31 protein-coding genes are annotated in these 21,204 nt (G+C 63.6%); 5 read left to right on the top strand and 26 right to left on the bottom strand.

What is annotated here, in order from left to right:
* The first annotated feature begins 65 nt into the window (after positions 1 to 65).
* Together DEIPR_RS12195 and DEIPR_RS12190 are read left to right on the top strand one after the other, a co-directional pair.
* Positions 66 to 422 carry a competence protein CoiA family protein gene (locus DEIPR_RS12195; protein WP_041223069.1) on the top strand — a complete coding sequence of 119 codons (357 nt, stop codon included), beginning with the start codon at positions 66 to 68 and terminating at the stop codon, positions 420 to 422.
* Between the two features lie 302 nt (positions 423 to 724).
* Entirely contained in the window at positions 725 to 1,396 is a 672-nt protein-coding gene (locus tag DEIPR_RS12190) for a hypothetical protein (protein WP_148231993.1), read from the top strand.
* Positions 1,397 to 1,421: 25 nt separating this feature from the next.
* On the opposite strand, the gene DEIPR_RS12185 is transcribed toward DEIPR_RS12190, so the two are convergent.
* From DEIPR_RS12185 to DEIPR_RS14770, 11 genes are all read right to left on the bottom strand, one after another.
* Positions 1,422 to 2,057, bottom strand: coding sequence for an RES family NAD+ phosphorylase (locus DEIPR_RS12185; RefSeq protein WP_013615892.1), 636 nt, complete (start codon positions 2,055 to 2,057; stop codon positions 1,422 to 1,424).
* Positions 2,054 to 2,557, bottom strand: a complete 504-nt coding sequence (locus DEIPR_RS12180; protein WP_013615891.1) for an antitoxin Xre/MbcA/ParS toxin-binding domain-containing protein — start codon at positions 2,555 to 2,557, stop codon at positions 2,054 to 2,056. Before DEIPR_RS12180 ends, DEIPR_RS12185 begins: the two co-directional genes overlap by 4 nt.
* 61 nt (positions 2,558 to 2,618) lie before the next feature.
* Positions 2,619 to 2,897, bottom strand: coding sequence for a hypothetical protein (locus tag DEIPR_RS12175; RefSeq protein ID WP_013615890.1), 279 nt, complete (start codon positions 2,895 to 2,897; stop codon positions 2,619 to 2,621).
* Positions 2,894 to 3,466, bottom strand: coding sequence for a hypothetical protein (locus DEIPR_RS12170; protein ID WP_013615889.1), 573 nt, complete (start codon positions 3,464 to 3,466; stop codon positions 2,894 to 2,896). The genes DEIPR_RS12175 and DEIPR_RS12170 overlap by 4 nt, the downstream gene beginning before the upstream one ends.
* Positions 3,463 to 3,690, bottom strand: coding sequence for a type II toxin-antitoxin system prevent-host-death family antitoxin (locus DEIPR_RS12165; protein ID WP_013615888.1), 228 nt, complete (start codon positions 3,688 to 3,690; stop codon positions 3,463 to 3,465). Before DEIPR_RS12165 ends, DEIPR_RS12170 begins: the two co-directional genes overlap by 4 nt.
* Positions 3,687 to 3,983 (bottom strand): hypothetical protein, encoded by a 297-nt coding sequence (locus DEIPR_RS12160; RefSeq protein ID WP_013615887.1) that lies wholly within the window; start codon positions 3,981 to 3,983, stop codon positions 3,687 to 3,689. Before DEIPR_RS12160 ends, DEIPR_RS12165 begins: the two co-directional genes overlap by 4 nt.
* Before the next feature lie 98 nt (positions 3,984 to 4,081).
* Complete coding sequence (locus DEIPR_RS12155) at positions 4,082 to 4,801, bottom strand: DUF1281 family ferredoxin-like fold protein (RefSeq protein ID WP_013615886.1); 720 nt, start codon at positions 4,799 to 4,801, stop codon at positions 4,082 to 4,084.
* A gap of 32 nt (positions 4,802 to 4,833) precedes the next feature.
* The gene (locus tag DEIPR_RS12150) at positions 4,834 to 5,661 is read right to left on the bottom strand and encodes a hypothetical protein (protein WP_013615885.1); all 828 of its coding nucleotides are present in this window, start codon (positions 5,659 to 5,661) and stop codon (positions 4,834 to 4,836) included.
* A 58-nt stretch (positions 5,662 to 5,719) separates the two neighbouring features.
* The gene (locus tag DEIPR_RS12145) at positions 5,720 to 6,466 is read right to left on the bottom strand and encodes a DUF6927 domain-containing protein (protein WP_013615884.1); all 747 of its coding nucleotides are present in this window, start codon (positions 6,464 to 6,466) and stop codon (positions 5,720 to 5,722) included.
* The gene (locus DEIPR_RS12140) at positions 6,466 to 7,275 is read right to left on the bottom strand and encodes a hypothetical protein (protein WP_013615883.1); all 810 of its coding nucleotides are present in this window, start codon (positions 7,273 to 7,275) and stop codon (positions 6,466 to 6,468) included. Before DEIPR_RS12140 ends, DEIPR_RS12145 begins: the two co-directional genes overlap by 1 nt.
* A 76-nt stretch (positions 7,276 to 7,351) precedes the next feature.
* Positions 7,352 to 7,477, bottom strand: a complete 126-nt coding sequence (locus DEIPR_RS14770; protein ID WP_013615882.1) for a hypothetical protein — start codon at positions 7,475 to 7,477, stop codon at positions 7,352 to 7,354.
* Between the two features lie 268 nt (positions 7,478 to 7,745).
* Between DEIPR_RS14770 and DEIPR_RS12135 the strand changes: the two genes are divergently transcribed.
* Genes DEIPR_RS12135 through DEIPR_RS12125 form a run of 3 tightly spaced genes read left to right on the top strand, consistent with a single transcriptional unit; the run spans position 7,746 to position 11,334 of the window.
* Positions 7,746 to 8,126: a hypothetical protein gene (locus tag DEIPR_RS12135; RefSeq protein WP_013615881.1), complete on the top strand. Its 381-nt coding sequence runs from the start codon at positions 7,746 to 7,748 to the stop codon at positions 8,124 to 8,126.
* Between the two features lie 4 nt (positions 8,127 to 8,130).
* Positions 8,131 to 8,655, top strand: a complete 525-nt coding sequence (locus tag DEIPR_RS12130; protein ID WP_013615880.1) for a GreA/GreB family elongation factor — start codon at positions 8,131 to 8,133, stop codon at positions 8,653 to 8,655.
* A gap of 39 nt (positions 8,656 to 8,694) precedes the next feature.
* Positions 8,695 to 11,334: a UvrD-helicase domain-containing protein gene (locus DEIPR_RS12125; protein ID WP_013615879.1), complete on the top strand. Its 2,640-nt coding sequence runs from the start codon at positions 8,695 to 8,697 to the stop codon at positions 11,332 to 11,334.
* A 70-nt stretch (positions 11,335 to 11,404) separates the two neighbouring features.
* Here the strand turns inward: DEIPR_RS12125 and DEIPR_RS12120 are convergent, their stop codons facing one another.
* The 15 genes from DEIPR_RS12120 to DEIPR_RS12050 form a co-directional block, all read right to left on the bottom strand.
* The gene (locus tag DEIPR_RS12120) at positions 11,405 to 11,908 is read right to left on the bottom strand and encodes a hypothetical protein (RefSeq protein WP_013615878.1); all 504 of its coding nucleotides are present in this window, start codon (positions 11,906 to 11,908) and stop codon (positions 11,405 to 11,407) included.
* A gap of 17 nt (positions 11,909 to 11,925) precedes the next feature.
* Positions 11,926 to 12,354, bottom strand: coding sequence for a DUF3846 domain-containing protein (locus DEIPR_RS12115; RefSeq protein ID WP_013615877.1), 429 nt, complete (start codon positions 12,352 to 12,354; stop codon positions 11,926 to 11,928).
* A 96-nt stretch (positions 12,355 to 12,450) separates the two neighbouring features.
* A complete protein-coding gene (locus DEIPR_RS12110; RefSeq protein WP_013615876.1) occupies positions 12,451 to 13,116 on the bottom strand; it encodes a hypothetical protein in 666 nt (221 codons plus the stop codon).
* 43 nt (positions 13,117 to 13,159) lie between these two features.
* A complete protein-coding gene (locus DEIPR_RS12105; protein WP_013615875.1) occupies positions 13,160 to 13,402 on the bottom strand; it encodes a hypothetical protein in 243 nt (80 codons plus the stop codon).
* Positions 13,393 to 13,854: a hypothetical protein gene (locus DEIPR_RS12100; protein ID WP_148231991.1), complete on the bottom strand. Its 462-nt coding sequence runs from the start codon at positions 13,852 to 13,854 to the stop codon at positions 13,393 to 13,395. The genes DEIPR_RS12105 and DEIPR_RS12100 overlap by 10 nt, the downstream gene beginning before the upstream one ends.
* A 40-nt stretch (positions 13,855 to 13,894) precedes the next feature.
* Positions 13,895 to 14,824, bottom strand: a complete 930-nt coding sequence (locus tag DEIPR_RS12095; RefSeq protein WP_013615873.1) for a hypothetical protein — start codon at positions 14,822 to 14,824, stop codon at positions 13,895 to 13,897.
* The gene (locus DEIPR_RS12090; RefSeq protein ID WP_013615872.1) at positions 14,821 to 15,822 is read right to left on the bottom strand and encodes a hypothetical protein; all 1,002 of its coding nucleotides are present in this window, start codon (positions 15,820 to 15,822) and stop codon (positions 14,821 to 14,823) included. Before DEIPR_RS12090 ends, DEIPR_RS12095 begins: the two co-directional genes overlap by 4 nt.
* Before the next feature lie 45 nt (positions 15,823 to 15,867).
* Positions 15,868 to 16,071 carry a hypothetical protein gene (locus DEIPR_RS12085; RefSeq protein WP_013615871.1) on the bottom strand — a complete coding sequence of 68 codons (204 nt, stop codon included), beginning with the start codon at positions 16,069 to 16,071 and terminating at the stop codon, positions 15,868 to 15,870.
* A complete protein-coding gene (locus DEIPR_RS12080; protein ID WP_013615870.1) occupies positions 16,068 to 16,664 on the bottom strand; it encodes a hypothetical protein in 597 nt (198 codons plus the stop codon). The genes DEIPR_RS12085 and DEIPR_RS12080 overlap by 4 nt, the downstream gene beginning before the upstream one ends.
* Entirely contained in the window at positions 16,661 to 17,029 is a 369-nt protein-coding gene (locus DEIPR_RS12075; protein ID WP_013615869.1) for a hypothetical protein, read from the bottom strand. The genes DEIPR_RS12080 and DEIPR_RS12075 overlap by 4 nt, the downstream gene beginning before the upstream one ends.
* 201 nt (positions 17,030 to 17,230) lie before the next feature.
* Complete coding sequence (locus DEIPR_RS14020; RefSeq protein WP_041223067.1) at positions 17,231 to 17,647, bottom strand: hypothetical protein; 417 nt, start codon at positions 17,645 to 17,647, stop codon at positions 17,231 to 17,233.
* On the bottom strand, positions 17,644 to 18,393 hold the full coding sequence (locus tag DEIPR_RS12065) for a hypothetical protein (protein ID WP_013615867.1): 750 nt from the start codon (positions 18,391 to 18,393) through the stop codon (positions 17,644 to 17,646). Before DEIPR_RS12065 ends, DEIPR_RS14020 begins: the two co-directional genes overlap by 4 nt.
* Before the next feature lie 199 nt (positions 18,394 to 18,592).
* Complete coding sequence (locus DEIPR_RS12060; protein WP_013615866.1) at positions 18,593 to 19,222, bottom strand: hypothetical protein; 630 nt, start codon at positions 19,220 to 19,222, stop codon at positions 18,593 to 18,595.
* Positions 19,222 to 20,121: a hypothetical protein gene (locus tag DEIPR_RS12055; protein WP_013615865.1), complete on the bottom strand. Its 900-nt coding sequence runs from the start codon at positions 20,119 to 20,121 to the stop codon at positions 19,222 to 19,224. Before DEIPR_RS12055 ends, DEIPR_RS12060 begins: the two co-directional genes overlap by 1 nt.
* Before the next feature lie 82 nt (positions 20,122 to 20,203).
* Complete coding sequence (locus tag DEIPR_RS12050; protein ID WP_013615864.1) at positions 20,204 to 21,142, bottom strand: NAD(P)/FAD-dependent oxidoreductase; 939 nt, start codon at positions 21,140 to 21,142, stop codon at positions 20,204 to 20,206.
* Between the last annotated feature and the right edge of the window lie 62 nt (positions 21,143 to 21,204).

Genomic DNA, 21,204 nt, shown 5'->3' with positions numbered 1-21,204 from the left:
ATTCAGGTGCAAGTTCTGAGCAGAGTCCTGAGTGTCCAGTTCACACTGAGCTGGAACCCGAGACCATGCAACATATCGAGATGAAAAAGGCGCTGGCTGCCAAGCTGGTGGAGTTATACGGCACAGGAGAAGTGCAATTCGAGTCCAGGGTGCAGGAGGCTGGGCGGATTGCCGACGTGTTGCTGACCTTGCCGGACGGGTCGAGAATTGCCGGGGAAGCGCAGTACTCCCCCATCGTGACGGCGGCCTTGCAGACGCGCACCATGTCCTACCTGGACGCCGGGATTGAGGTGATCTGGGCGTTCGAGGACAGCAAGGCCAGCCGGCGCGCCAGCAGTTGGGGGGCGCAGCGCGAGTGGCTGCTGGAGCAGGGGCTGCCGGTGATGTTGGCCACTTTGAGCTACGAAGATCAGGTGCTGTGACCGCAGAGATGATGTCCAGGGAACAGGCCCAGTTGCCGGTCAAAGCAAAGAGGCGCGAGGTGGTGGGCTGTGAGCTGCATGGGCATGGGAGGAAGTACAGCTGTGAGCTGTCGGTGACCGGGCCACAGGTCTTCTCGGCAGAGGCCTTGAATTTCCGTGTCCGGACACCCCAGGGATACCGTCTGCAGCTGCTCTCCCCCAGTGATCTGACCTTGCGTGTTCCGTCCGGGGCGTCATCTACACAACTTGCAGCGGTCCTCGGCCGCTGGCTCAGGCGCAGACCCGAATTCTCCCTCAGAGGGGTGTACGCCGGCGACGCCAACCGCTTTCTTGAGGCGCTGGGGCTAGGATGGCATGTACTTGAGGACGTGTTGCTGGCCGAGCTGCACACAGGTCGACCTGGGTACGCGCCCGCTGGTCCCTCGTTGCTGCCGCTGCCGTGGTTGCGCTTCGGTGAAGTGCCGCCCGCTTGGGTAGCGCAGACAGCGGCCAACATGGTGGCTGCTGATGGGGCTTACCGTGCGCTGGCCATACCCTTTTGGACAGAGCGGCTGCGGGACACCTCGGACGTGGCCGGAGCGCTGGAGCTGGAGCCGGATCAGGGTGTGCGGCGAGCCGTGCACGAGCATTTTTTTCTGGATGAGGCCGGGCAGGTGCGGGGACAGGCCATGCTGCAGCGTTTCGAGTCGCACATCCCGCCGCCTGGGGGATACATGGTCCTGAACTGCGCTGCAGGCCGCTTTCTTCTGTGCAAGCGCGAGGTTCCTCAGGGGCTGGTGGCGTACACGCTGGATGGTCAGCGCCAGTGGCACTGGCACCAGGCCGCGCTGTACCTGGAAGGTGGTGGGCGCAGGCCGGTGTATCAGGGCCCCAAGGACATGGCGGAGCTGCTGGACTGGTTGCTCGATGCGAATCTGTCCTTGCTGCCAGGGCCGGTGGGTGAGCGGCTGCTGGCCGAGCTGCGGGGGCTGTGAGTGGGATCAGACGGCTCAGGCACCATTACTTCCTGCGGATTTCCACTTCTTCTGTCACTGGATTCCAGCTGAACCGGTAGCCTTCATGCCTCTGGATATGGGTCACGGCCCATTCCTGTAACAGCGCGATGCAGCTGTCACCCGCAGAACGCTGGCTCTGGTAACAGATGCCCGCACAACCCTGCTCGCGGAGACGCTCGCCCAGCCTCTGCGAAACCGTGTAATCGTTGGGGTCTACCTGCAGGGCCTGCACGTATTCAGGCAGGCTTTCCGCTTCGACCAGATCGTCATCGACATAAGAGCTGTAGCGGGTGTAGTCCGTGCTGAACTCCTCCAGGCCCTCGGCGATGGCCCGCAGGGCGAAGTGATAGCCCACCTCGTGCTGTGCCGTTTTCAGTTCAGCCGCATACCAGGCCCCATGCCCCTCAAGGGGAATGTTGAACCTGGAGTTGCTGGCGTAATGGAAGCAGGCCTGACGCACGCTCTGGTAAGGTTCCGAGGTCTCACCTTTGCCGGCCATGACCCGTCCATTGGTCAGGTTGTCCAGATCGAGCAGGGCGTCATACTCCTCTGGTGTCTGGGCATGCTCCCTGAGGATGGGGGGGTCGTAGCAGGAGGGAATCAGTCGGGAAGGGCGGCCGGTAAAGTGCCGGATGCTCAACCCTCCACCACCCGGACGCTGACCTTCGCCGCCCTGGCTCGGTCTTCTGCCGCCGCATCCCCAAACTGACCTGAGCGGTCCGCGTCCAGCAACTGACGCACCGTCAGCATTGCCGGAATACCGCCGCTGAGCATGTAATCAAGCGGACGCTGACCGTTCAAGGTTCGTCTGCCGTTCGGACGGGTCAGCCAGGCTTTCGAGGCCTCGCCCACGAACAGAATGCGCAGGGCCTTGTAGATGCCGGTGACCAGACTCATCCGGGTGAACTGGTCCACGCTGAGCCTCTTGGGAAGGTCTCCTTGCAGGGCACGCTGGAGGGTGCGCTCACTCAGGTCGAGAAGCCTGGCCTGCTGACTGCGGTTCACCTGCAGGTCGTCCAGCATCCGGACCACGGCCGGCAAGGCCGCCGTCAGACGCCGCGCCGTTTCAGGATCAGAGAGATCAGGAAGGCGCTGATGGAGGTGCTCTGCAGCAGCAGGAACATAGAGAGCCTGGGTCATCACTGCTCCTTTCTTGAAAGAAGAATACTACTGTCGGCTTATAAGCCGACAACAGTCGCCCTCATCGTTCGTTGATCTCGGTCTCCAGATACTCGTTCAGGTGCACGCCCAGCGCTGCGGCCTCCTCCCAGCTGATGTCGGTATAAGTTTCCTCGCCTGCTACACGCTCGTCGATCAGCTCCGGCATCAGCCAGACAGCAATCTGGCGGCCATCCGGCAGGGTGAAACGGCTGCCCGTTTGCTGCACCCGCTCGTCCGTGATGGCGAGGCTGGCCGCTACGCTGATGTCGTACATCGTTTCCTGGGTGTCCTGTTGCTGCTTGTTCTGTTCCTGGCTCATGCTTCTTCCTTTCCGGTCTTCACGTACAGCGCCTCGCCCTCTGGCGTAACGCGCAGGCCCGGCAGCTCCAGCGGCTCGCCCGTCTCGGCCAGGTAGGCTTTCTCTCCCACCACCTTAACCACCTTCTTCAGCAGGGTGCTGTCCACCTTTGTAACGATGGCGCTCTGGGCTTCTTCCGGCCACAGCTCCAGTGGCACGTCCGCCCCGTTCACGCTGCCCGGTTTCTTCCTGAGCCCGATGGTTCCGGTCAGGAACTTGACCGAGCGGCTGCGGCCCGTGAGCTGCGCGCGCAGTTCCCGCTCGGCGCGGTCGGCGAAGTGATAGTCCAGCCCCTCTTCCTGGCGTTCGATGTCCCGCAGCATCGCTTCGTACTGGGCTTTCAGCCGGACCTTCTGGCTGGCATAGTCCGCCTTGCGGCCGGTGTACCACTCCAGAAAGCTGCCGGGGTCGCCGGGCACCGCCGCGAGGTCGGGCAGGCCCGCCTCGTACTCGGCGATGGCCTCTAGCGTGGCCGGGTCAGGGGTCTGGGTCTGCTTGAGCGCGACGTACTCTTCGTGGGTCTGAATCATGATGGTTCCTTTCGGGCAGGCGTAGGCTGAGCGGGGATGGGCTGCTGGACCAGGGCGCGGTATTTGGCTTCGGTGGCTTCCAGTTCTCTGAGACGCGAGAGCCGCACCAGGGCGGCCACGGGGCGGCGGTAGTGGGTGATGATCACCGGCTGTCCGGTGCTGGCCTGCACCACGATACTGGTGGACTGCTGGCGCAGGTCAGTGGTCGAGAAAGAGCGGCTCATGGGACCAGCTTCCCCTGAAAGGCGGCTTGCTGCTGGGCGTGGAAGGCGGCGGGGTCAGCAGCCTGCGCTTCTGCGGCGGCCCACTCGCGGTTGAGTTCCGGGAGCAGCCTTCTCATGCTGGTGATGCCCTTCTCGCCGGGGTCGAACACGCGCCCGTCCGCTGTGGGGAGCAGGCCCACGTAGCCGGTCAGGTTGTGGTAGACGGTGCCGACTTTCTTGCCGTACAGCAGCACGTCGTGGGTGGGTTCGGGCAGGCGGCAATGGGGATTCTGTTTCAGGGTGATCGCTTTCATGGGGGTCTCCTTGGGGATGAGGGGTGCAGCGGGGCACAAAAGGGTCAGCGGCCCGCCTCCCGGCTCAGGGAAAGCAGGCCGCTGGGAATGTCAGGCGGTCAGGTCAGGCTGCTGGGGCCTTGCGGGTCTGGGGTGTCAGGCTGGGCGGCGAGCATGGCGGACAGGGTGTCCTTGATGGCCCTGGTCTCTTGAGAGCCTTCGTCCTCTGTGCTTTCACAGCGAAATTCGGTTTCCAGATCGGCCCAGACCGCTCCGGGACCCTCCGGGGTGTACTTCCGCAGGCCGCAGTGTCCCTGTTCGGTGGTGTACGCCAGCTTCAGGGTGACCCCCCACTTCTGGGTGAGTTCGACCAGGATGCCGTGTGGGGGTGCCCAGGCGGTGTCGAACCACAGCCGCAACTCACTGTCCGAGACGCGCTGCATGACCCCCCTGATGCTGTTCCATTTTGTGCCCCACTCGTGACACACCCAGATGATGGGGTCGGCGTCTCCGTAGTTCTGGTTGAGCCATTCCTGCTTGTCGCCCAACGCTTTCAGGTCGGGGTACTGCGCTTCTACGTCTTCGAGGCTGGGAACAGTCTTCAGACCGCACTGCTCAGCGTACGCACGTAGGCAATCGTCAGGTGTCTGCTCTCCCTGGTAGAAGGGCCGCAGGCACTTGGCGGCCACCAAGCCCGGCGTGCCTTCTTCCAGCACGGCCGCTGGGATAGGACACACCTGTTGGAAATCCAGCTTGCCGCCAGGGCACATGGCCACTATGGCGTCAAGCTGGGCTTTGGTTCCGGTGATGTAGACAGCGTTGCTCGCAATATTGGGCATGCTGTTCCGCTCACTCGGCAGAGTGAGGGACCTTAAGCCTGCACCCCCTGAACCCCGTGCCCCTGCGGCGCGAGCTTGCGGAGCAGCTGTTCGGTTTCCTTGATGTCGTCGCTTCGTTCCTGCCTTTCTTCCGGACTCATTCTGCGCTGTCCGCTCTGGACCGAGACCAGCAGTTCCTGCACCGGCATGAGGATGCTCAGCGGCAGACTCAGTGGCTGCGACGGTGGACGTTCCAGCCGGCACAGTGCCGTCACCGCGTCCAGCAGGGTCAGCGCGTACTCGGCCGGCGCCCCCTGCGAGCACGTACGCTGCACCCCGCGTCTCATGTGGTCCACCACTTCCCGGATGAACACCAGCTCATCTACACTGAACTGCACCCGCCTCCGCAGCCCCACGCTGGCTTCCTCAAAGGCCCGCTGCTGTTCCAGTGTCTGCCCGTGCTGGCGGTTCAGCGCCTCGCCGCACTGCTCATCGGTCTGCTCGGGATACCGCAGCCGGGTGAGCCGGCGGTAGAGGTCCGCCGCCTGCTCCGCACAGGGCTGGGGCTGGGTGTCCCCATCTGTGGCCACCATGATGCTCTCGACCGCCGCGACGCCGTAGAACTCCAGCACCAGGTCAAGCAGCAGGTCGATCTGCTCCAGACTGAGCCGCAGCGGTTCCCCGCCTGTGATGTGCAGCCGGCAGCACGCTTCAAGGTTCTGCAGCGCCGCTTGCCTGTCCGGTGCTGCCAGCTCCCGGCTGATACAAAACAGCAGCGGCAGCATCTCGGCGTCGTCCCCGGTCAGCGCAGGAAGCTCAAGGTCGGCCTCTACGGAGAGTTCAGTGTCTACGGAAGTCTCGATTTCAGTCCAGCTGTGCATGTCGTACCTCGCGGGGAAAGTCAGGGAAAAAGGGTCTGCAGGGCCTGGGGCCCCGTCTCTATCCTGAGTGCGAATCTGGTTGGTTCGGCACGGCTCGTGACCGGCCCGGCCCATACCGCACCACCTCGAAGGCGGTCTCGGCCAGCCTGGGAATCCGGCAGAGTTGCCCCGTGCCCACCGAGCGGTAGACGCTGCGCCGCTTCTTGCCCTGTGCGGGCACCGTCTCGAACAGGTCTTCTTCGAAGCCCCCCTGGAATTTCAGGGCTTCCTGTACGCGCAGCTGTGAACCGGCGGGCAGGGACCCCAGCAGGTTCTGGCGTTTCCACAGTTCCCGGCACGCCTGCCGCCAGCTGCGGGCTGCATGGTCGGGGTCGATGCTCCGGGCTGCTTCCAGGCTGCCGTGCTCCCCCAGGGCATGTAAGGCCCGCAGTTGCTCGGTGCTCAGCTCCGGCAACGGGCAGTACCGCTCGGCCACCGCCAGAAACGCTTCAGGAAGGGCCACCGGCGCTGGTCCCTGGCGTTCTTCCAGGTCCTTGTACTGAAACTCGCCCGCCACGTTCCGCGTGAGGGTGATGCGCACGAACCAGTCCCCCGTCTCCTGCGGTTTCTCTCTGGGCCGCTGGACGTGGCGGCACACAAACACGTGCGTGCGGCCCACTTTCGTTTTGGCCGCTACCACGGTAATGAAGTTGCCCTCTTCCCCGTAGAGCGGCCGCACGTACTCCCCTTTGCTCTGCTGTCCCAGGATGATCCGGCGCTCGGCGGCAGCACCCTTCGGCTGCTCGCGAACTCCAGTCCAGCCCATCAGCGGCCTCCTGCCGGGGTGGCGGCCACTTGCCGGGTCCATGCGCTGAAGAAGGGGGATTGGGGACTGGAGGTGTAGGGAGTCGAGGTGTGGGGGTTCAGGGCACTGGGCCGCATGCCAGGGCGCGGCACTCCTTCCCGGTCTGAGCGCTGCGCGGCTTCCAGGCAGCGGGCTCTTAGACTCCGGCCGTGAGCCGTTCCCAGGTCGTACTCGGCGCTGCCGGGAAGGATCTGTCCACCCGTCAGGAAGAACTCGCCCGCCGTGCCCTGGTCTTCCTGCACGCAGGCCGCCGCGATGTGCAGCTCCGGGAAGCGCTCAGACACCAGCCGCAGGCCCGGCAGGATGGGATGTCCCAGCGACTCACAGGCCAGTTCGGTGCCGTCCATGTGGCCAGGCAGCTGGCGCACGCTCAGCGGCGTGGCCCCGTAATGCCGGGTGATCCATTCCTGCCGGGTGGCCGCGCCGTGGGCAGACCTATTGGCCCGGATGCGGCTGAGCAGCTCAGGCATGTCCAGCACTTCGTTGCCGATCACGACCTGGCTTTCCAGCAGTTCGCGTTCCAGCAGCGTAGGCCGCCAGCTGTCCAGGGCACACAGGGCCGTGTAGTCGCCGTCCTCGGCGTCCAGCAGGGCGCGGGCATGTATGAGGGTGCCTGCGTGATGCGCGGCGTCGATCAGGCCGGGCGGAATGGGGGCAAGGTCGGTGAACGCGGTGGAGACGCCCAGGGCGTCCCGCCGGGTGAGCAGGGCAGCGGCGGCGACCTGGGAGGCCAGCAGGCCGCTGAGGATAAGGTGATGTGGAATGACCATGCCCTCTCCCGCACGCCCCGCGTGAGGGACAAAAAAAGCCCCCTGGGCGGGGGCATGCCTAGAAGTCTAGCGAGGCTTAGCGGTCAAACAGGCTGACCACCGCAGCCACCAAGCGCAGAGCCGAGGCAAGCACGTTGATCCATGCTGCCCGGATGACGTCCGGAGTGCGGCGGTCTGTGGTATCATCACGGTGTTTAGTCATGACAACCACCCGCCTTTCCGGCACTTGGACTGCAACTCCAAGTGCCTTTTTTGTGGTCTTGGAGCCTCGCTTTTCCTGCTGTCATGCATCACGCCCAGGGGACTCGTTTACTTTAGAGCGTTGTGTAAATTTAGTCAAGTGTTATCAATTGCTTATCGGGACTCTACTTCCTTCTTTATAGCAATGTCTTATCAATTGATGACCTTCTCTTGCATGGAGATGTCACGGCCGCCTCTGAACCAACCAGATTCGCAGGCAAGATGGAGACGTGGACCCGTCCTTCCTTCTTCAGCCTGATTTCCGTCTGCGTGGCTACCTGGGGCTGACCTTCAGCGGGGCGGCCGCGCTGTGGTTCATGCTGGGACCCTCGCTGGGGCTGGGGGCAGTGTTGCTGAACCTCAGTGTGGCAGTGGCCCTGCTGCTCTACCTGATCGACGTGGCCGCCTGGCCCGGCGGCGAGTTTCTCTTCCTGGGCCGCTGGCAACACTTCGTCTTCGGCGCGGCCCTGTGTGCCTACCTGGGGCTGGCGCTGGGTCTGCTGCATCCTGGCTGGGGGGGCTGGCTGGTGGTCCCGCTGGCCGTGCTGGGTGGGCGGCTGTGGCTGAACCCCATATGCGGCGTGGACCAACCAGATTTGCAGTCACCATAAGGGCATGAGCATTGTGATGACGCCCCTGGGCCTGCGTGCGCTGCAGTCCCTGATTCAGACCCAGGAAGCCCGCCTCACCGAACTGCGCGCGGCGCACCGCCGCGCCCTGGAGGACTGCCGGGACGATACCGATGGCAGCATCGGGCAGTCCGCTGCCGCCTGCACAGAGGCGGAAACCCGGCTGCTGCAGCTGGAGGACGCCCTGGAAGGGGCCGTGCTCGCCCAGCCCAGCGGAGAGCAGGTCGAACCCGGCACCGTGGCGACGGTCAGCGCTTCTGTGGATGGCCGCCCGGTCAGGACGTTCAAGGTGTTGATCGTGAGCGCTCTGGAAGCGGAGCTTCTGGGCCGCTCGGTGGGTGACCTGCAGGTGGCCAGCGAGAACAGTCCCATCGGGATGGCGTTGCTGGCTGCGCAGGAGGGGAACCGCTGCTTGCTGAATCTGGGCGGGGGCCGTCCTCAGCAGTGGCTAAAGATCCAGCAGATCGAAACGGTCCCAGAGGCCGTCCCAGCCCCCGGACTTGCCAGCTGAACAGAGATGCAGTCACCATGCCCTGGTAAAGGAGATCCGATGCGCCCTATTCCCGAACACTTCACGCAGCAGCAACGCCGGTTCATCGAACTGGTGGCTTCCTCCAGGAAGAACCTGGTTCTGAAAGCGACGGCGGGCAGCGGGAAGACCACGACAGTCTGCGAGGCTGCCTGGCATCTGGACCCGGCCCTGAACACTGGTTACTTCGTGTACAACAAACACAACACAGAGGACGTGCAGCCGCGCTTGCCGGGGCATGTGACTGTTCAGACCGCGCACGCGGCCGGCTGGAGGCTGCTGCGGCCCCGTTATGACGTGCTGGAACTGGATGATCAAGCGGGATTGAAGCTGGTGAACCGGTTGTGCGAGCGTGTAGGCGGCGTAGAGGACTCGGCGTTTTACAGGCGCGTGTGGGCCCGCGTCTGGGCGGCGGCCAGGGAAAGATTGTGGGTGCCGGTGTCTGAAGCTGTTTCTCTGGACCGTGCTCAGGTCCGCGAGCTGCTGTATCAGGCGGACGCCCCACCGGAGATGCTGAACGAACCGGACATCGTGAACACCCTGAACTGGATGCTGCGGTCCTTGCAGGCCGAGTCCGACCGGGCGTTCGCCACGCGCGAGAAACCGGACTTCACCGACCTGCTGTGGTGGCCCTACCGTCATGGGCTGAACCTGGGGCAGTATCACGTGGTGATTCTGGACGAGGCCCAGGATTTCACGCCGCTGAGGCAGGCTTTCTTGCTGGGCCTGATTGCGGGAGAGCGCCCTGGACGCTTCCTGGCGGTGGGTGATGCGGAGCAGAGCATCTACCAGTACTCCGCAGCGGACCCGCAGCTGTTCATGTCGCTGGGGGAACGTCCGAACACTCAGGTGCTGCCGCTGTCCGTGTCGTTTCGCTGCCCGACCTCTCACGTCGAGCAGGCCCGTGCGGTGAGCACTTTCATCGAGAGCCCGCCTGGGATGAAAGCGGGGACGGTGGAGCACGTGGAGGCGGCCTCGGCGCAGTATGGCCGGGGGGACACGGTGCTGTGCCGCAAGAACGCGCCGCTGCTGGCGTTGGCCCTCAGGCTGCTGCAGCAGGGTGTCAGTGTGGACGTGCGCGGGCTGAACATCGAGAAGCGGCTGCTGGAGTACGGCTCGTTCCTGAGCCGTCCTTTTACGGCGGCTTCCCTGCCGGGAGTGCTGGAGCGGCACTGGGTGAAGGTGAGTGCGCCGCTCAAAAGTTTGAAAGCGCAGGGGGATCAGGACGCGGAAAAACGGCTGGAAGAACTGCGTGACCTGCACGCCTGCCTATCCTTGCTGGCCTCTCAGGTGTTGGAAGGCCAGGAACAGGCCACGCTGGGCCGGATTCAGAGCTACCTGAAGCGGCTGTATGACGGGGGAGCGGACGTGCTGCTGAGCAGTGTCCATAAGGCAAAAGGGTTGGAGTGGCCGCAGGTGACGGTGCTGTACCCGGAGATGATGCCACTGCCGTACGGGAATGAGGATGAGGAGCGCTGCGTGGCGTTTGTGGGGCTGACGCGGGCCACAGAGACGCTGCGGCTGGCCTACGGCGAGAGCGCCTGGGAAGCAGGCTGGCGTTGGGGGCATCCGAGGGAAGGGGAACGTGAGGACCTGTGGTTGCTGGAGCGGCTGCGGCCTGAAGCGGGAGAGCTGCCCAGTTTGGAGGTTGCCAGTTCGGAGGTTGCCAGTCCAGAAGCTTACAGTCCTCAAGCAAGAGTGGCAGCGGCCCGTGAACGGCTCAGGGAGCAGGCCCAGCAGCTGCGGGCATGGCAGGCGCAGCAGACGCAGGGGGAGATGCCGGCGGCGCTGGCCCAGTTGCTGGCGGCCCGCGAGCAGCAGCAGGCGACCCAGGAAGCCGTGCGTGGTGAGCAGACCGCTGGTGAGCGTCCCCTGCCCGAACTGGTCAAGGAAGTGATGCAGGAGTTGAAAGTGAAAGCAATGTCTCAGAAAGCAGCTCAGGATGTGGGAGCGAAAGCAGCGCCCGCCAATCTGGTGTTGCCGGTGCCTTCTGCGCAGGATGATTTTCTGCGGCAGTTGTTCGGTGACGCAGCGGTGCAGGTGGAGGGTGAGCAGGTCAGAGGCGAGGTGCAGCGGATTCCGCTGTTTCCTGCTCAGGCTCAGGAAGGACTGACTGCCCTGGAAGCCTCGCGGCGGCGTCTGGCGCAGCGGCAGCGTGAGATTATGGCGACGAAGCTGATTCGGCTCAGGGCGTTTGCGCATCTGGAGGACGGGGATCATACGGTGCCGTACGGGGCGCTGCGGCAGGTGCTGGAGAACATCCGCTATGGCCTGTGGCTGGAGCGGGCCCGCTGGGCGGCGATGGTGCTGCGGGAGCTGCGCTCCCGTCCGGAAGGAGCGGGGGTCTACCTGTCGGCGCGGGCGTTCGCGTACCTGGAACGGCTCTCGGAAGCGTTCGTGGAGCACCGGGCGCTGGCGTATGGGGGCGCGGAGGGCCACGAGCTGGTGGGCGTCATGGGCCGCAGCGGCCTGGAAGTGCAGCGGGCGGCACTGGTCTCGGAGACGGACCGGGAGATTGTGGTGGAGTTGGAAGGCGGCCAGCGGCTGCGTTTTACTCCCTGGCTGGATGCCTGGGGGGATCAGGAGACGTTCCTGATTCGTCCCCTGGGCGCAGACCTGACCCGCCCGCCGGTCAGAACGCAGCTGGTGTGTCCAGCCTGAGGTGCGGGTCAGGGCAGTGAGACTGGCCGGACCGGAGAAAAAAAGAGGCTTCCTTGAAGGAAGCCTTCTTTCAGTTGGGGAGGTTGCTCAGGAACCGTTGCCCTTTGCTGGTGAGCCGGATTCGTTTCCAGCTGCCGGTCCAGCGCTGTTCTTTTTGCATCAGGCCATCTTCCCAGGCCTGCCGGACAGCGTCGTGCAGCTGCAGGACATCGGCACCGAGCTGCTGGGCGAGGTGGTCCAGATCGAAGCTGGGGTGGCCACTGAGGCAGGTCTGCGAGCCGACGTGTGCGAGCAGGGCCGCGAGGGTGCGCTGCTGGCTTTGGTACCCCAGGACGCGGTCCAGTTCGCTCAGGCGCTCTGCTTTTTGCTGCAGGGCGCTGTAGGCGGCTTGGAGGTCCAAATGTTCTTTCAGCAGGATGCGGTGGGCTTCGGTGGCCAGCTGGCGGCGGTGTTCGGGGTTGTCGAGGTCCTTGTGGCCGACCAGTTCCATCTCGAAGAGGAAGTCGGGGACCGGGGCTTCGTGGTGGGTGACGAAGGTGTGCAGCTCTTTGATGTCTTGTTCCGTGAGGTGCATGGTTCTCCTGGAGGGGGTCAGGCGCTCTGGGCGGGCTGCAGGGGTGCCGGGACCGTGTTGCCGGCTGCGTCGATGCAGAAGCCGACTTCGACGGCCAGGGGACCGACGATCTGGACGCCGAACAGCTGTTCGGCCAGCGGGTTAAACGCTTGGCCGTGGATCAGGCCTTCTTCGTTCACGTAGGCCACGTACGGGCCGCTGCGGGAGACTTGAGGCCGGGTGATGGTGACCGGTTCAATGTAGCCGTCGACGGCGGTCTGGAGCGCGTCCAGGCTGGAAGCCTTGTAGTCCGGGTCTACGGTGATGTGGCCTTCAGGGTGGATGACCATCAGGGCGCTGCCGGCGTCCTGTGCGGCCCGCAGTGCCGTGCGTGCGGTTTCGAGGTGAAGAACCTCGATCTGGAAGGGGGGCTGACCGAGGAGCTGTGCACATTGGAAGGTTTGCATGCCCTTTTCAGCTCCCAGGCGCTTTTCCTGGGAGAGGGAGGAGCAGGTGTGGCTGACCGACGAACGGCTTTCCCGTCTGTCGGTCGGGACTGTCTGTTACCCGCGGCCGATGTCCTTCCAGCCGGTACCGATGATCCAGCGTGAATGGGCCTGAGGCTCGGCAGCAAGAATCTGCGGGTCGCTGAGGTTCACGCCTTTCAGGATGATGTCTTCGTTACTGTCTGCATGGGTGCGGATCAGAACGTTGTTTCTGGCAATCTGGTCGTTTTGCTCGCAGTCCAGCAGGGCGTAGAGGAAGGCGTCTTCAATTTCGAAGCCGTTGCCGGTGTCGTTGGCCCACTGCTCGGCGGCCTGCTGGAACGCGGCGCGGTACGGCTGGTCCAGCCGAATCAGAGAGCAGCCGCCGGTGCCGCTGTTCTCAGCGTGGCCGATGACCTTACCGTCATGGTGGACGGTGCAGGAGAACGCGGCGCCGTCATGGGTGGGTGCGGTGTGAACGTCCGTGACATGGTAGCCGTGCAGCAGGGTCCGTTCGTTCCCGGCGAGGTCCTGAACGTCCACTTGGGTGATCTCGAACGTCATGTCTTCCCAGTGGCCGGTGCCGCCTTGGAAGTCCAGCTGCTCTGGGCTGGCTGGGGGGTGGTCAGCCGTTTTCTGGCAGTGATGAAAGCAGGCCAATTGGGCGCTGCGGGCGTTGGCGTGGAGGCCGAGGCTCTGCGTTTGTCCGGTCCACGTCAAGGTGGCGGTGTAGATCTGCTGCATACGTATCTCCTGATGGGGAATGGAACGTCGGCCCAGCCTCTTTTCAGCCCTCTCGGGCTGTCAAGGCTTCCGCCTGGGCTTTCACTGTGTTCAGCCCCGTGAGCCAGCGCCCTTGGTCCGGCACCTCGCCATCCACTTTGAGCAGCCACAGCCGGTAGTCGTGGCTGGCTTTGCTCTGCGTGAAGCTGGTCCGGCGCTGGATGGTGTAGCTGTGACCCGCATGCTGGGCCGTGAGGTATTCGCCGTCCGAGCCGAAGTTTGTGCCGCGTTTCCATTTCAGTGCCATGACTGAATCTCCAGACTGCCGGGAACAGGCCCACGTCCTGTCCAGGCGTGAAAGATGTGTGCGCGCACGGCCCAGCCGCCGTACTCGCAGCTGATCTGCCGGCCCCGTCGGGAGTGCACGGTGGCGACATTGACCCGGCAGTGCATGCAGGTGCGCGAGTGGAAGAAATGCAGGCGGCCGTCCCCGTGGACCGGAAAGTTGAACTCGTGGGTGCACAGCTGGCCAGTGAAGCCTTCTGTGATCACCACCGCGCCGGGGTGGCGCTGCTGGGGGTCAGGGGCAAAGACCGGGCTGTAGAGGCCGCAGTCCTCGCCGATGTCCTCGCAGAGGTGTGGCGTCGGGGGGCGGCCGGAGTCGCGCCAGAGCAGGAGGGTGAGAGGATCAGGGTGAAGCAGGGCCACCTGGACGCCTGCCGGCAAAGCGGGTGCACCTGGCAAGGTTGGGACGGTCATGCCCTGAGTGTGCCTGACGGTCTGGTTGGTTTGCTTGTTCTCAGCCGCTTTGCTTCTCGATCCACTCCCGGATCTGCGCTTTGGGAATGCGGTGTTCCTGCGTTTCATCCAGCCCGGCCAGGAACTCCTCTTTGAACGCCTGATGCAGCATCCAGGCCCGCATCGGCACCCGGCTGCGGTCATGCAGCTGCACCGGCCGCATGGGGTCCTCTTCCAGTTCCAGGCGGCGGCTCTCTATGGCGCCTTGCCGCGCCTCACTGAGGTCCGCTTCGAAGGTTTCCCAGTCGTCGCTGCTTGTTGGGTACCCGAACTCGGACGCGAGCTGTTCGCTGACCGGCGGATTGGGCGGGGGCAATAGCGCGGCGAGGATGCTCAGGGCCGTGTCCGCTGGTCCGGAACCGGCGTAGCCACACTGCGGCACCCCGTCCGTGGAGTGATGCTGCCGCATTGTGACGTTGAGATACTGCCCGGCCTTGAGGATGATGTGCTCGTGCCCATCTTCGTATGCCGGCAGGCCGCAGGCGTCCCCGATGTCCTGCAGGGCGTCCAGCAGGTAGACCAGGCCTGTGAGGGCTTCCACTTCCGGGCGTTGCTGCTCCCTGAGTTCTGCGGTGAGTGCCACCAGGACTTCCTTTTGTGTGAACAGGTCTTCCCAGTCCACCTCGCCCAGCAGTTGCCGCACCGGGTCGCCGTGCAGAGAGAGGCTCAGCACTTCGGCCTGGGTGCTGATATACCCGCTGTCATACAGGGCCTGCAGTTTCTCCAGGGGGCTGTCGTCTGGGTGAAACAGGTCATTGTGTTCCCCTGTATCCAGGTCGCTGTCGCTGATGCCGCTTGCCGTATTGAGGGCCAGCTCCAGCAGGTCCTGCTCTGCTTCTGCCTGGGTGAAAAAGACCTTGTCGCCGAGGGTGGGGATGTCGTCATCGGGATTCAGGTGGGCCAGGTAGACGGTGGTGGTGGTCTGGGTCATAGGTGTTCTCCGATCTCGCGCAGGTAGGCCTGCTGGTAGGCGATGGTGTCTTTGAGGGCTCTGGTTTGGGGTGGTGTAGGCGGCGTTCTGGCCGCCACCGCTTGTTCCAGCGCTGAATGGTGCTTTGCGAGCAGCGCTGCTTCTGTGGGGGTCTGTGGACTGAGCTGTTCCAGCTCGCTCAGCATTCCTTCCAGGGTTTCGCGCTGGACCTGCTCAGCACTGGGCAGTGCCGCTTCTGGGGGAGGGTCAGGTGCAGCTTCCAGCCCCAGTCGGGGTGGGTGCCAGCGCTCGATGATCAGGGCATTGAGGGCATCCTTCCAGTCGCTGTCCGTCGGGGAGGCGTACAGCCCGTGTTTGGCGTTGCCCTGCTCGTAGGCCCGGATCAGCCGCAGGGCCTCACGGCTGTGCCAGTGCATGAGTGCAAATGCCGCCAAAGCGCTACCTATCCCGAATACGAGGCCTGGCACGCTCATCAGCACCCAGGCCTGGTACCCCACGCCCACAGCGAGTAGGGCCAGGAATCCGCCGACCATCAGTGAGGGGCGGGCCCAGCGGCCCACGCGCAACCACCGGGCCTTGCGGGTATCGAACAGGCGGCGCAGGTCAGCAGCTTCGGAGCTGTCCAGGGCCAGCTGATACTCCCGTCCGCCAAAGAGGCCTTCCGAGACGGCGCTGATGACCGCGAAATGGGACTTCTGCAGGCCGTCCAGCGGCAAACGCAGTTCCCAGTCCTGGTCAGGGTGAGGCTGCACCCGTCCCAGTGCCGAGTTCCAGCGGTAGAGGATGCCTTCCCGGATCAGGCCGACCTTGTACACACGGTGCCAGCTGCCCCGGGTTTCCTGTTCCCGGAAAAAGGCCAGGTCGTCGCCGCTCTGGAACCAGGCCTGCAGGGGGGCGAGTTCGGGGCGCAGGCGCTCTGGTGCGTGCATGTCTTCCGTCAGCAGCCGGGGCCACTGCCGTTTCAGTTCAGGGTAGAGCGGGGGCGGAATCAGTCTCATGGGGCTCCTTTCAAACAGAACTCCCGCCGGGAAGGCGGGAGGGAATTAAGGCTCCAATGGCCTGAGCTGGAGCCTCAGGAAGTCCAGGACCAGATGCTCATCCGGGTCGCTGCTGCGTTCTATCTGCTCTTCGATCAGGCCGATCAGCACGTCCATATCGGTTTGCGAGAGCCCGACCAGCTGCTCGGGTTCTGCTGCCTCTGTCTCGATCTGGTGGCTGAGCCTGCACAGTGCGTTTTTGTAGCTCACGCCCTGTACCGCCGGGCCGTGGCCTGCAGCTCGCCCTGGAGGGCGTGGACCGCCCGGCTGTCCCAGGGTTCAGCGGCTTTCATCTCGGTGCGCACCTCCTCCTGGCGTCTGAGCAGGGCCGCACCTTCTTCCGGAGGCAACGTGGCGACAACGGCGTTGTCTGTCCGCAACTGGAAGAGGCCATGCTCCGTGTGGACGTGGTAGAAGTGCGGCAGAAACGAAGCCGCGAGGTGGGCTTTCGGGAAGTCTGCCTCCTGCAGCTGGCCGCCCCCGCAGACGAAGGCCCGCACGCGGGTGTCGTGCTGGTGATAGTCCAGGACCTCATGGACACCGATGCCCCGGTACAGCAGCAGATGGCTGAAGTGCTCTCCGAGCAGCCAGACGAACTGCTGGGGGTTGTGTGCCAGGTTGGCCCGGTCCCAGTGGGTGACGTCGCGGTACCGGGGGTTGGGAGACGCCTCTGCCACGGCCAGCACCTGCCCGTAGGCGCGGCTCTGGGGGACCTGGTGGATGGGGTCGTCCGCGGCGGGCTGGCTCAGGGGGCTCAGGTGCTGGGGGTGTCCGGGGACCGGCGAGGGTTTGGTGAGGGTCATAGGGTCTCCTTGCTGAGCAGCTGGCGCAGCAGCTGTCCAAAGGCGAGGCGGCAGTCTGTGGGCCAGCAGGGGGACGCGAACTCCTGGGCGTACTGCTCGGCGCTCCAGCCGTGGGTGCTCCTGGCTCCGCCCGCTTCGCCGGCATGGTCGGCGGCCCGCAATTCAGCGGCGGTGAGCCAGGCGTCCCGTTCCCAGGCGGGTTTGCCGTCAAGCTGCTGGGCCAGGTTCTGCGCTGCGCGTTTGATCTGATCGCGTGGTCCGGAAAGTTCTGCGGCCTGTGCCCGGTTCCAGGCCTGGATCAGGTTGCTGCCGGCCTGGGTGTAGGCCTGATGGGCTTTGAGGAGGTGTGCATCCGTATCTGTCATACCCCTCCACTTCCGCGTGAGCGGGAGGGATTCTTTCCTGAACGCCTCCACGCATAAACGCTGAGAACTGAGCCACCCTGACCCTGCTGGGAAGCAAGGTCAGGGTGGTGCACCGGATCACGGAGTTGGTTTCACATGGAAGCTGCGTTTCCTCCGTGGTTGCCGACCAGCTTGCGGTGGCTGATCAGTTATCAGGGCTTCTTAGACGGGCACGACAGGGTGCGTATGTTCTTCCCTGATCTCCTTGAGAGTGAAATACCATTGGACCGTCAGGTGCAGAGCGACAACACCCAGTACGAGAGTTGCGAATGGACCTACAGTGTTTAGATTGCTGATAATTAATATTGGCACGAGCGCCATCAATGTGGCCAAGGCGTCGTCTCTGCGGGTCTTGACTTTGCCCATGTAGGCAAACAGGCCGCTTACCACAGTGGAAACCCACAAAAATGCTTCTGTCACGGTCCGCTGGTCGATGTCAGATGCAGATTGCATGCTTGGGGATTGCCAAATCAGTAGAAGCGTGGGCGCGAGCAGTAAGTAGGGTGCCATGCTCAGAAAGAACGCGACAAGAGGAAGTGGAACTTTTGAAAAGCTCAGTTGTCTAAGCCATGTGGTCATACTCTAGATACGCTCCTGTTTGGCAAAACATTATGGACAGTGTAGGTCTTTTCCTCTATTGGGATCACAAACGATTGGGTTTGCTGTCCTTCTTCCCATGCCACGACCCCTGTTCCCAGGTGAATGTACCGCTCGGCCTTCTCTGACTTAAGATTACCCCAGGGATGTGGCATGAATATACCGACACTGCCGTCTGCAAGGTGGGTAATGGCCACCTTTTGATTTCGGCCAATGCGTGACAGCGAGCGCTGGGCCGACGTTGTATGGACCGGCTGGACACCCTGCATCGGCGCACGCAGTTTTCCTGCACTGGGGTGGTGTAGCGTGCAGATGAGCTCTTGAGAAAGTGGTTCTACGCTTATGAGGCGCCATCCGGATTCATCAAGGGTGCTTGGTGTGAGGAGGTCTGGATTCGGATGAGGCTTAATTGCCTGCATGATATCCAGGATAAACCACGGCATCAATGAGATAAACAACGTTATGAACACGAGGTCATACCACTCTTCTAACGAGAGTGCCGAAGTGCTCGGGGGTAGTCCAAAAACGGGTGTGGCGTGTACGAAAGCGGCGTAGAGCATGGCCACAATCAATAGCATACATAGTGGCTTGTATGATTCGAAGCCATGCACATCTCGCCAGATTTGATGACATGTGAACTTTTCATACCTGGTACGTATGACCTGCAAGCTAGCTTGTCCCAAAAGCCATCCTGCGATGATTGACATTGTTCCAAGAAAGTATTCCATTGTACCGCCTCCTCGCTGACTGTGATTATCAGCGGTTCAATTAATCTAAAGGTTGTGTTGTGTGCTTCTGACTTGGTGGTCGCGTTCCATAGATGTTGGGCATTCTAGGTCTGAATTTAGGTTGTAGGTTTGATGTGTCTTCATGAACTATTTGCCCGTATCTCTTTTCCCTATCTATGTCTCAGTGTGAGGGAGTTCTTTACATGGACGGGGCGGCCTGCTCCCGGCGGTCCACGGCCCGTGCAGGCTCTTTGTGGGTCACCTTCTTGCTGGTGCCGCGCAGGAGGCCCAGCAGGGCCCTCAGGGCTTCGGCCAGCTGAAGGGTGGCCAGCTGTGGCAGTGAGGCGCTGCCGAAGATGAGGGTGTAGAACAGGCCGTCATGCTCAAGACCGACTTTGCCAAGGAGCCCGGTGGCATACAGTATTTGCCAGAGCGCCACCTGAAGGGTGAGGGCGAGCAGGACGCTTGCAGCAAACCAGTGAACCCAGCGGCGCGCTGCGAGGCGTTGACACAGCTCCCAGCTCAGGGCCGGGCTGTCCTGCCGAGCGTCCGTCCAGGCTGCTTTCAGGTCGCGTGCAAGAAAGTACCCCCATACCGGCAGGAACATGACCAGGCGCACCAGGCCCATGACCAGGTGTTCCCCGGCGGCCAGCGCCCCGAGCACGATGACGCTGGCACTCAGGAGGAACAAACCCAGGAGGAGACGCATCAGGAGCCGGGTTTCCCCCAGGCACTGGCGGCCCAGCTGCAACTTCTCCAGCGGCAGATTCTCGACGCGCGCGCTCAGCTCACCGGGCCGGATGTCTTGCAGCCACTGCGGCCCCTTCATCAGGCGGCCCGTGCCCAGACGCCGCGCTCAGGGTTGGTGAGGCCGGGCAGTTGCTGCAAGGTCTGTCGCACTTTGGCCTGCCAGTGTTCGCTCTGCTGGATGCGTTCGGGAGCCGCGTTCATCACGGCCTGATACGCCTGGGCGGTGGTGAAGGTTTCGCCCAGGCCCAGGATGGCCGCGCCGATGATGGCTTTCCAGCTGCGGGTGCGCGTTTCCTGCTGGGTTTGGACCGTTTCGGCCAGGACGGCGTAGACCTGTCCGGGCTGACGCTCGTAAAGCAGGATGTACTCGTGTTCGATGCGCCCGAAGCGCAGCTTGCTGTAGGTCCGAGTGCCGCTCTGCGTATTGTGCTGGGCCTTGATGAGGATGGCCCGCCGCTCGCTTCTGGGCAGGTAGGCCTGAATGTCCGAGGCGAGGGCGTGGTACGCCCCTTTCTGGCGCAGGTCGCCCAGCAGGGTGCCGTAGATGCCGCCGACCTTGACGCTGTCACGCTGGTTCAGCAGGGCGAGGGCCAGCTTCTCGTAGAACTCGTCCAGATTGCTGCAGCGGGAGAGGTCGTCCGGGTGGGCTTCGTTTCCCCACTGTGCCCCGGAGTAGGTGACCATCGTGTGGTAGGGCGGGTGGGAAAAGCACAGGTCCGCTTGTCCGTTCCAGTGGGCCGGCAGGTGGAGCCGGATGGGCTGGCTGAGGACATTGAAGCCGGAATGCAGGTCGAGGCCCACGGCTTCGATGCCCATTTCGCGGGCGACGTCCACGGAGGTGCCGCTGCCGACCATCGGGTCGCAAAAACGCTGCGGGCTGAGCAGCTGGAAGAGGTGCCGGTAGATGTAGCCGCTGCAGTTGCCACGCCACTTGGCATTGCCCCAGGGGCCGCGTTCAGGATATGAAAGGAGACTCATACCCTTGTTGCTGCGGCGTCAGCCGCCAGGGAAAGGCAGGGTTCCCTATGTGGGATGGTTGCTGTTACCCCGGTGATTGCTCTCATTTCACCTGCATTTCCCTGGCCCATTCCGGCAGCTCTTCTTCATGCAGGGCAAAGTCAGCGAACATACCCGCCCGTGAGCCACTGGCCAGGGCCAGCGCGACCTGGTTGCCGCCTGCCACATCGCCCGCGGCGTACACACCAGGGACGCTGGTTTCGTTGGTGCCTGGGTCCACCTTGATGTTCCCGGTCTGCTCGTTCAGCTCACAGCCCAGTTGCCGGGCCAGCTCGGTGTTCGGGGTCCGCCCGGAGCCCGTGTACAGCGCCGCCACGTCTGCGCTGCTGCCGTCCGCGAAGTGCAGCCGCGCTCCCTCTCCGGTGTCCTCGATGTGCATCAGGGCACTCTGGCACAGGGTGATGCCGTGCTCCTCCAGGCGTGCGCGCTCGGCGTCGGTGGCCTGCACCGGACCGTCCGAGCAGATCAGGACCTCCCTCCCGTAGCGGCGGTAGTAGAACCAATTGCTGAGCACCTCAGGGCCGTAGGCTGCACCTGGCAGGTAGGCCGCCAGCACCCCGTCCCGCACCTCCCAGCCGTAACAATGCGCGCAGTGATGCACCCGCTTGCCCCAGAGTTCTCTGAGGCCTTCGGGGCGCTCTGGCAACTGGTCCTGAACGCCGGTGGCCAGAATCAGCTTGCGGGCTTTGACCTCTTCCCCACTGCCGAGCGCAGCGGTGAAGTCACCGTTTGTGCCCCAGACGGTTTCCGCCTGACCGTCAAAGAATTTGACCCCGTAGCGGCACAGCTCTTCTCTGGCCTGGGTTAGCAGGTCTGCGCTGCTGGCGCCGTCCCTGGAGATCAGGCCGTGGACGCCCTGGCCGCGGGCGTTGCGGGGCGGGCCGCCCAGCACCACCGCGACCAGGCACATGCCGCGTGCGGCGTACAGGGCCGCCGTCAGTCCAGCGTAACCGCCGCCGATAACAAGAACGTCGTAACTCATTGTTCTAAGTATAGATGGTTCATAGATAAGCCATCTGGCGTAGTGAGGGATGCCGATAAGAT

Source organism: Deinococcus proteolyticus MRP (assembly GCF_000190555.1).
Taxonomy (GTDB): domain Bacteria; phylum Deinococcota; class Deinococci; order Deinococcales; family Deinococcaceae; genus Deinococcus; species Deinococcus proteolyticus.
Note: the sequence above shows the minus strand (reverse complement) of the source record. Positions and strands in the feature narration are given on the sequence as shown.

What these genes read in the sequence shown, in the direction of transcription:
- DEIPR_RS12105 (WP_013615875.1), bottom strand. Translation starts at nt 13,402, where the DNA reads ATGGCACTGAAATGGAAACGCGGCACAAACTTCGGCTCGGACGGCGAA.
- DEIPR_RS12125 (WP_013615879.1), top strand. Translation starts at nt 8,695, where the DNA reads ATGCGCCCTATTCCCGAACACTTCACGCAGCAGCAACGCCGGTTCATC.
- DEIPR_RS12050 (WP_013615864.1), bottom strand. Translation starts at nt 21,142, where the DNA reads ATGAGTTACGACGTTCTTGTTATCGGCGGCGGTTACGCTGGACTGACG.
- DEIPR_RS12180 (WP_013615891.1), bottom strand. Translation starts at nt 2,557, where the DNA reads ATGACCCAGGCTCTCTATGTTCCTGCTGCTGCAGAGCACCTCCATCAG.
- DEIPR_RS12140 (WP_013615883.1), bottom strand. Translation starts at nt 7,275, where the DNA reads ATGGTCATTCCACATCACCTTATCCTCAGCGGCCTGCTGGCCTCCCAG.
- DEIPR_RS12060 (WP_013615866.1), bottom strand. Translation starts at nt 19,222, where the DNA reads ATGAAGGGGCCGCAGTGGCTGCAAGACATCCGGCCCGGTGAGCTGAGC.
- DEIPR_RS12175 (WP_013615890.1), bottom strand. Translation starts at nt 2,897, where the DNA reads ATGAGCCAGGAACAGAACAAGCAGCAACAGGACACCCAGGAAACGATG.
- DEIPR_RS12195 (WP_041223069.1), top strand. Translation starts at nt 66, where the DNA reads ATGCAACATATCGAGATGAAAAAGGCGCTGGCTGCCAAGCTGGTGGAG.
- DEIPR_RS12055 (WP_013615865.1), bottom strand. Translation starts at nt 20,121, where the DNA reads ATGAGTCTCCTTTCATATCCTGAACGCGGCCCCTGGGGCAATGCCAAG.
- DEIPR_RS12115 (WP_013615877.1), bottom strand. Translation starts at nt 12,354, where the DNA reads ATGCAAACCTTCCAATGTGCACAGCTCCTCGGTCAGCCCCCCTTCCAG.
- DEIPR_RS12090 (WP_013615872.1), bottom strand. Translation starts at nt 15,822, where the DNA reads ATGAGACTGATTCCGCCCCCGCTCTACCCTGAACTGAAACGGCAGTGG.
- DEIPR_RS12095 (WP_013615873.1), bottom strand. Translation starts at nt 14,824, where the DNA reads ATGACCCAGACCACCACCACCGTCTACCTGGCCCACCTGAATCCCGAT.
- DEIPR_RS12120 (WP_013615878.1), bottom strand. Translation starts at nt 11,908, where the DNA reads ATGCACCTCACGGAACAAGACATCAAAGAGCTGCACACCTTCGTCACC.
- DEIPR_RS12170 (WP_013615889.1), bottom strand. Translation starts at nt 3,466, where the DNA reads ATGATTCAGACCCACGAAGAGTACGTCGCGCTCAAGCAGACCCAGACC.
- DEIPR_RS12145 (WP_013615884.1), bottom strand. Translation starts at nt 6,466, where the DNA reads ATGGGCTGGACTGGAGTTCGCGAGCAGCCGAAGGGTGCTGCCGCCGAG.
- DEIPR_RS12160 (WP_013615887.1), bottom strand. Translation starts at nt 3,983, where the DNA reads ATGAAAGCGATCACCCTGAAACAGAATCCCCATTGCCGCCTGCCCGAA.
- DEIPR_RS12130 (WP_013615880.1), top strand. Translation starts at nt 8,131, where the DNA reads ATGAGCATTGTGATGACGCCCCTGGGCCTGCGTGCGCTGCAGTCCCTG.
- DEIPR_RS12080 (WP_013615870.1), bottom strand. Translation starts at nt 16,664, where the DNA reads ATGACCCTCACCAAACCCTCGCCGGTCCCCGGACACCCCCAGCACCTG.
- DEIPR_RS12100 (WP_148231991.1), bottom strand. Translation starts at nt 13,854, where the DNA reads ATGACCGTCCCAACCTTGCCAGGTGCACCCGCTTTGCCGGCAGGCGTC.
- DEIPR_RS12065 (WP_013615867.1), bottom strand. Translation starts at nt 18,393, where the DNA reads ATGGAATACTTTCTTGGAACAATGTCAATCATCGCAGGATGGCTTTTG.
- DEIPR_RS12150 (WP_013615885.1), bottom strand. Translation starts at nt 5,661, where the DNA reads ATGCACAGCTGGACTGAAATCGAGACTTCCGTAGACACTGAACTCTCC.
- DEIPR_RS14770 (WP_013615882.1), bottom strand. Translation starts at nt 7,477, where the DNA reads ATGACTAAACACCGTGATGATACCACAGACCGCCGCACTCCGGACGTC.
- DEIPR_RS12155 (WP_013615886.1), bottom strand. Translation starts at nt 4,801, where the DNA reads ATGCCCAATATTGCGAGCAACGCTGTCTACATCACCGGAACCAAAGCC.
- DEIPR_RS12075 (WP_013615869.1), bottom strand. Translation starts at nt 17,029, where the DNA reads ATGACAGATACGGATGCACACCTCCTCAAAGCCCATCAGGCCTACACC.
- DEIPR_RS14020 (WP_041223067.1), bottom strand. Translation starts at nt 17,647, where the DNA reads ATGACCACATGGCTTAGACAACTGAGCTTTTCAAAAGTTCCACTTCCT.
- DEIPR_RS12110 (WP_013615876.1), bottom strand. Translation starts at nt 13,116, where the DNA reads ATGCAGCAGATCTACACCGCCACCTTGACGTGGACCGGACAAACGCAG.
- DEIPR_RS12165 (WP_013615888.1), bottom strand. Translation starts at nt 3,690, where the DNA reads ATGAGCCGCTCTTTCTCGACCACTGACCTGCGCCAGCAGTCCACCAGT.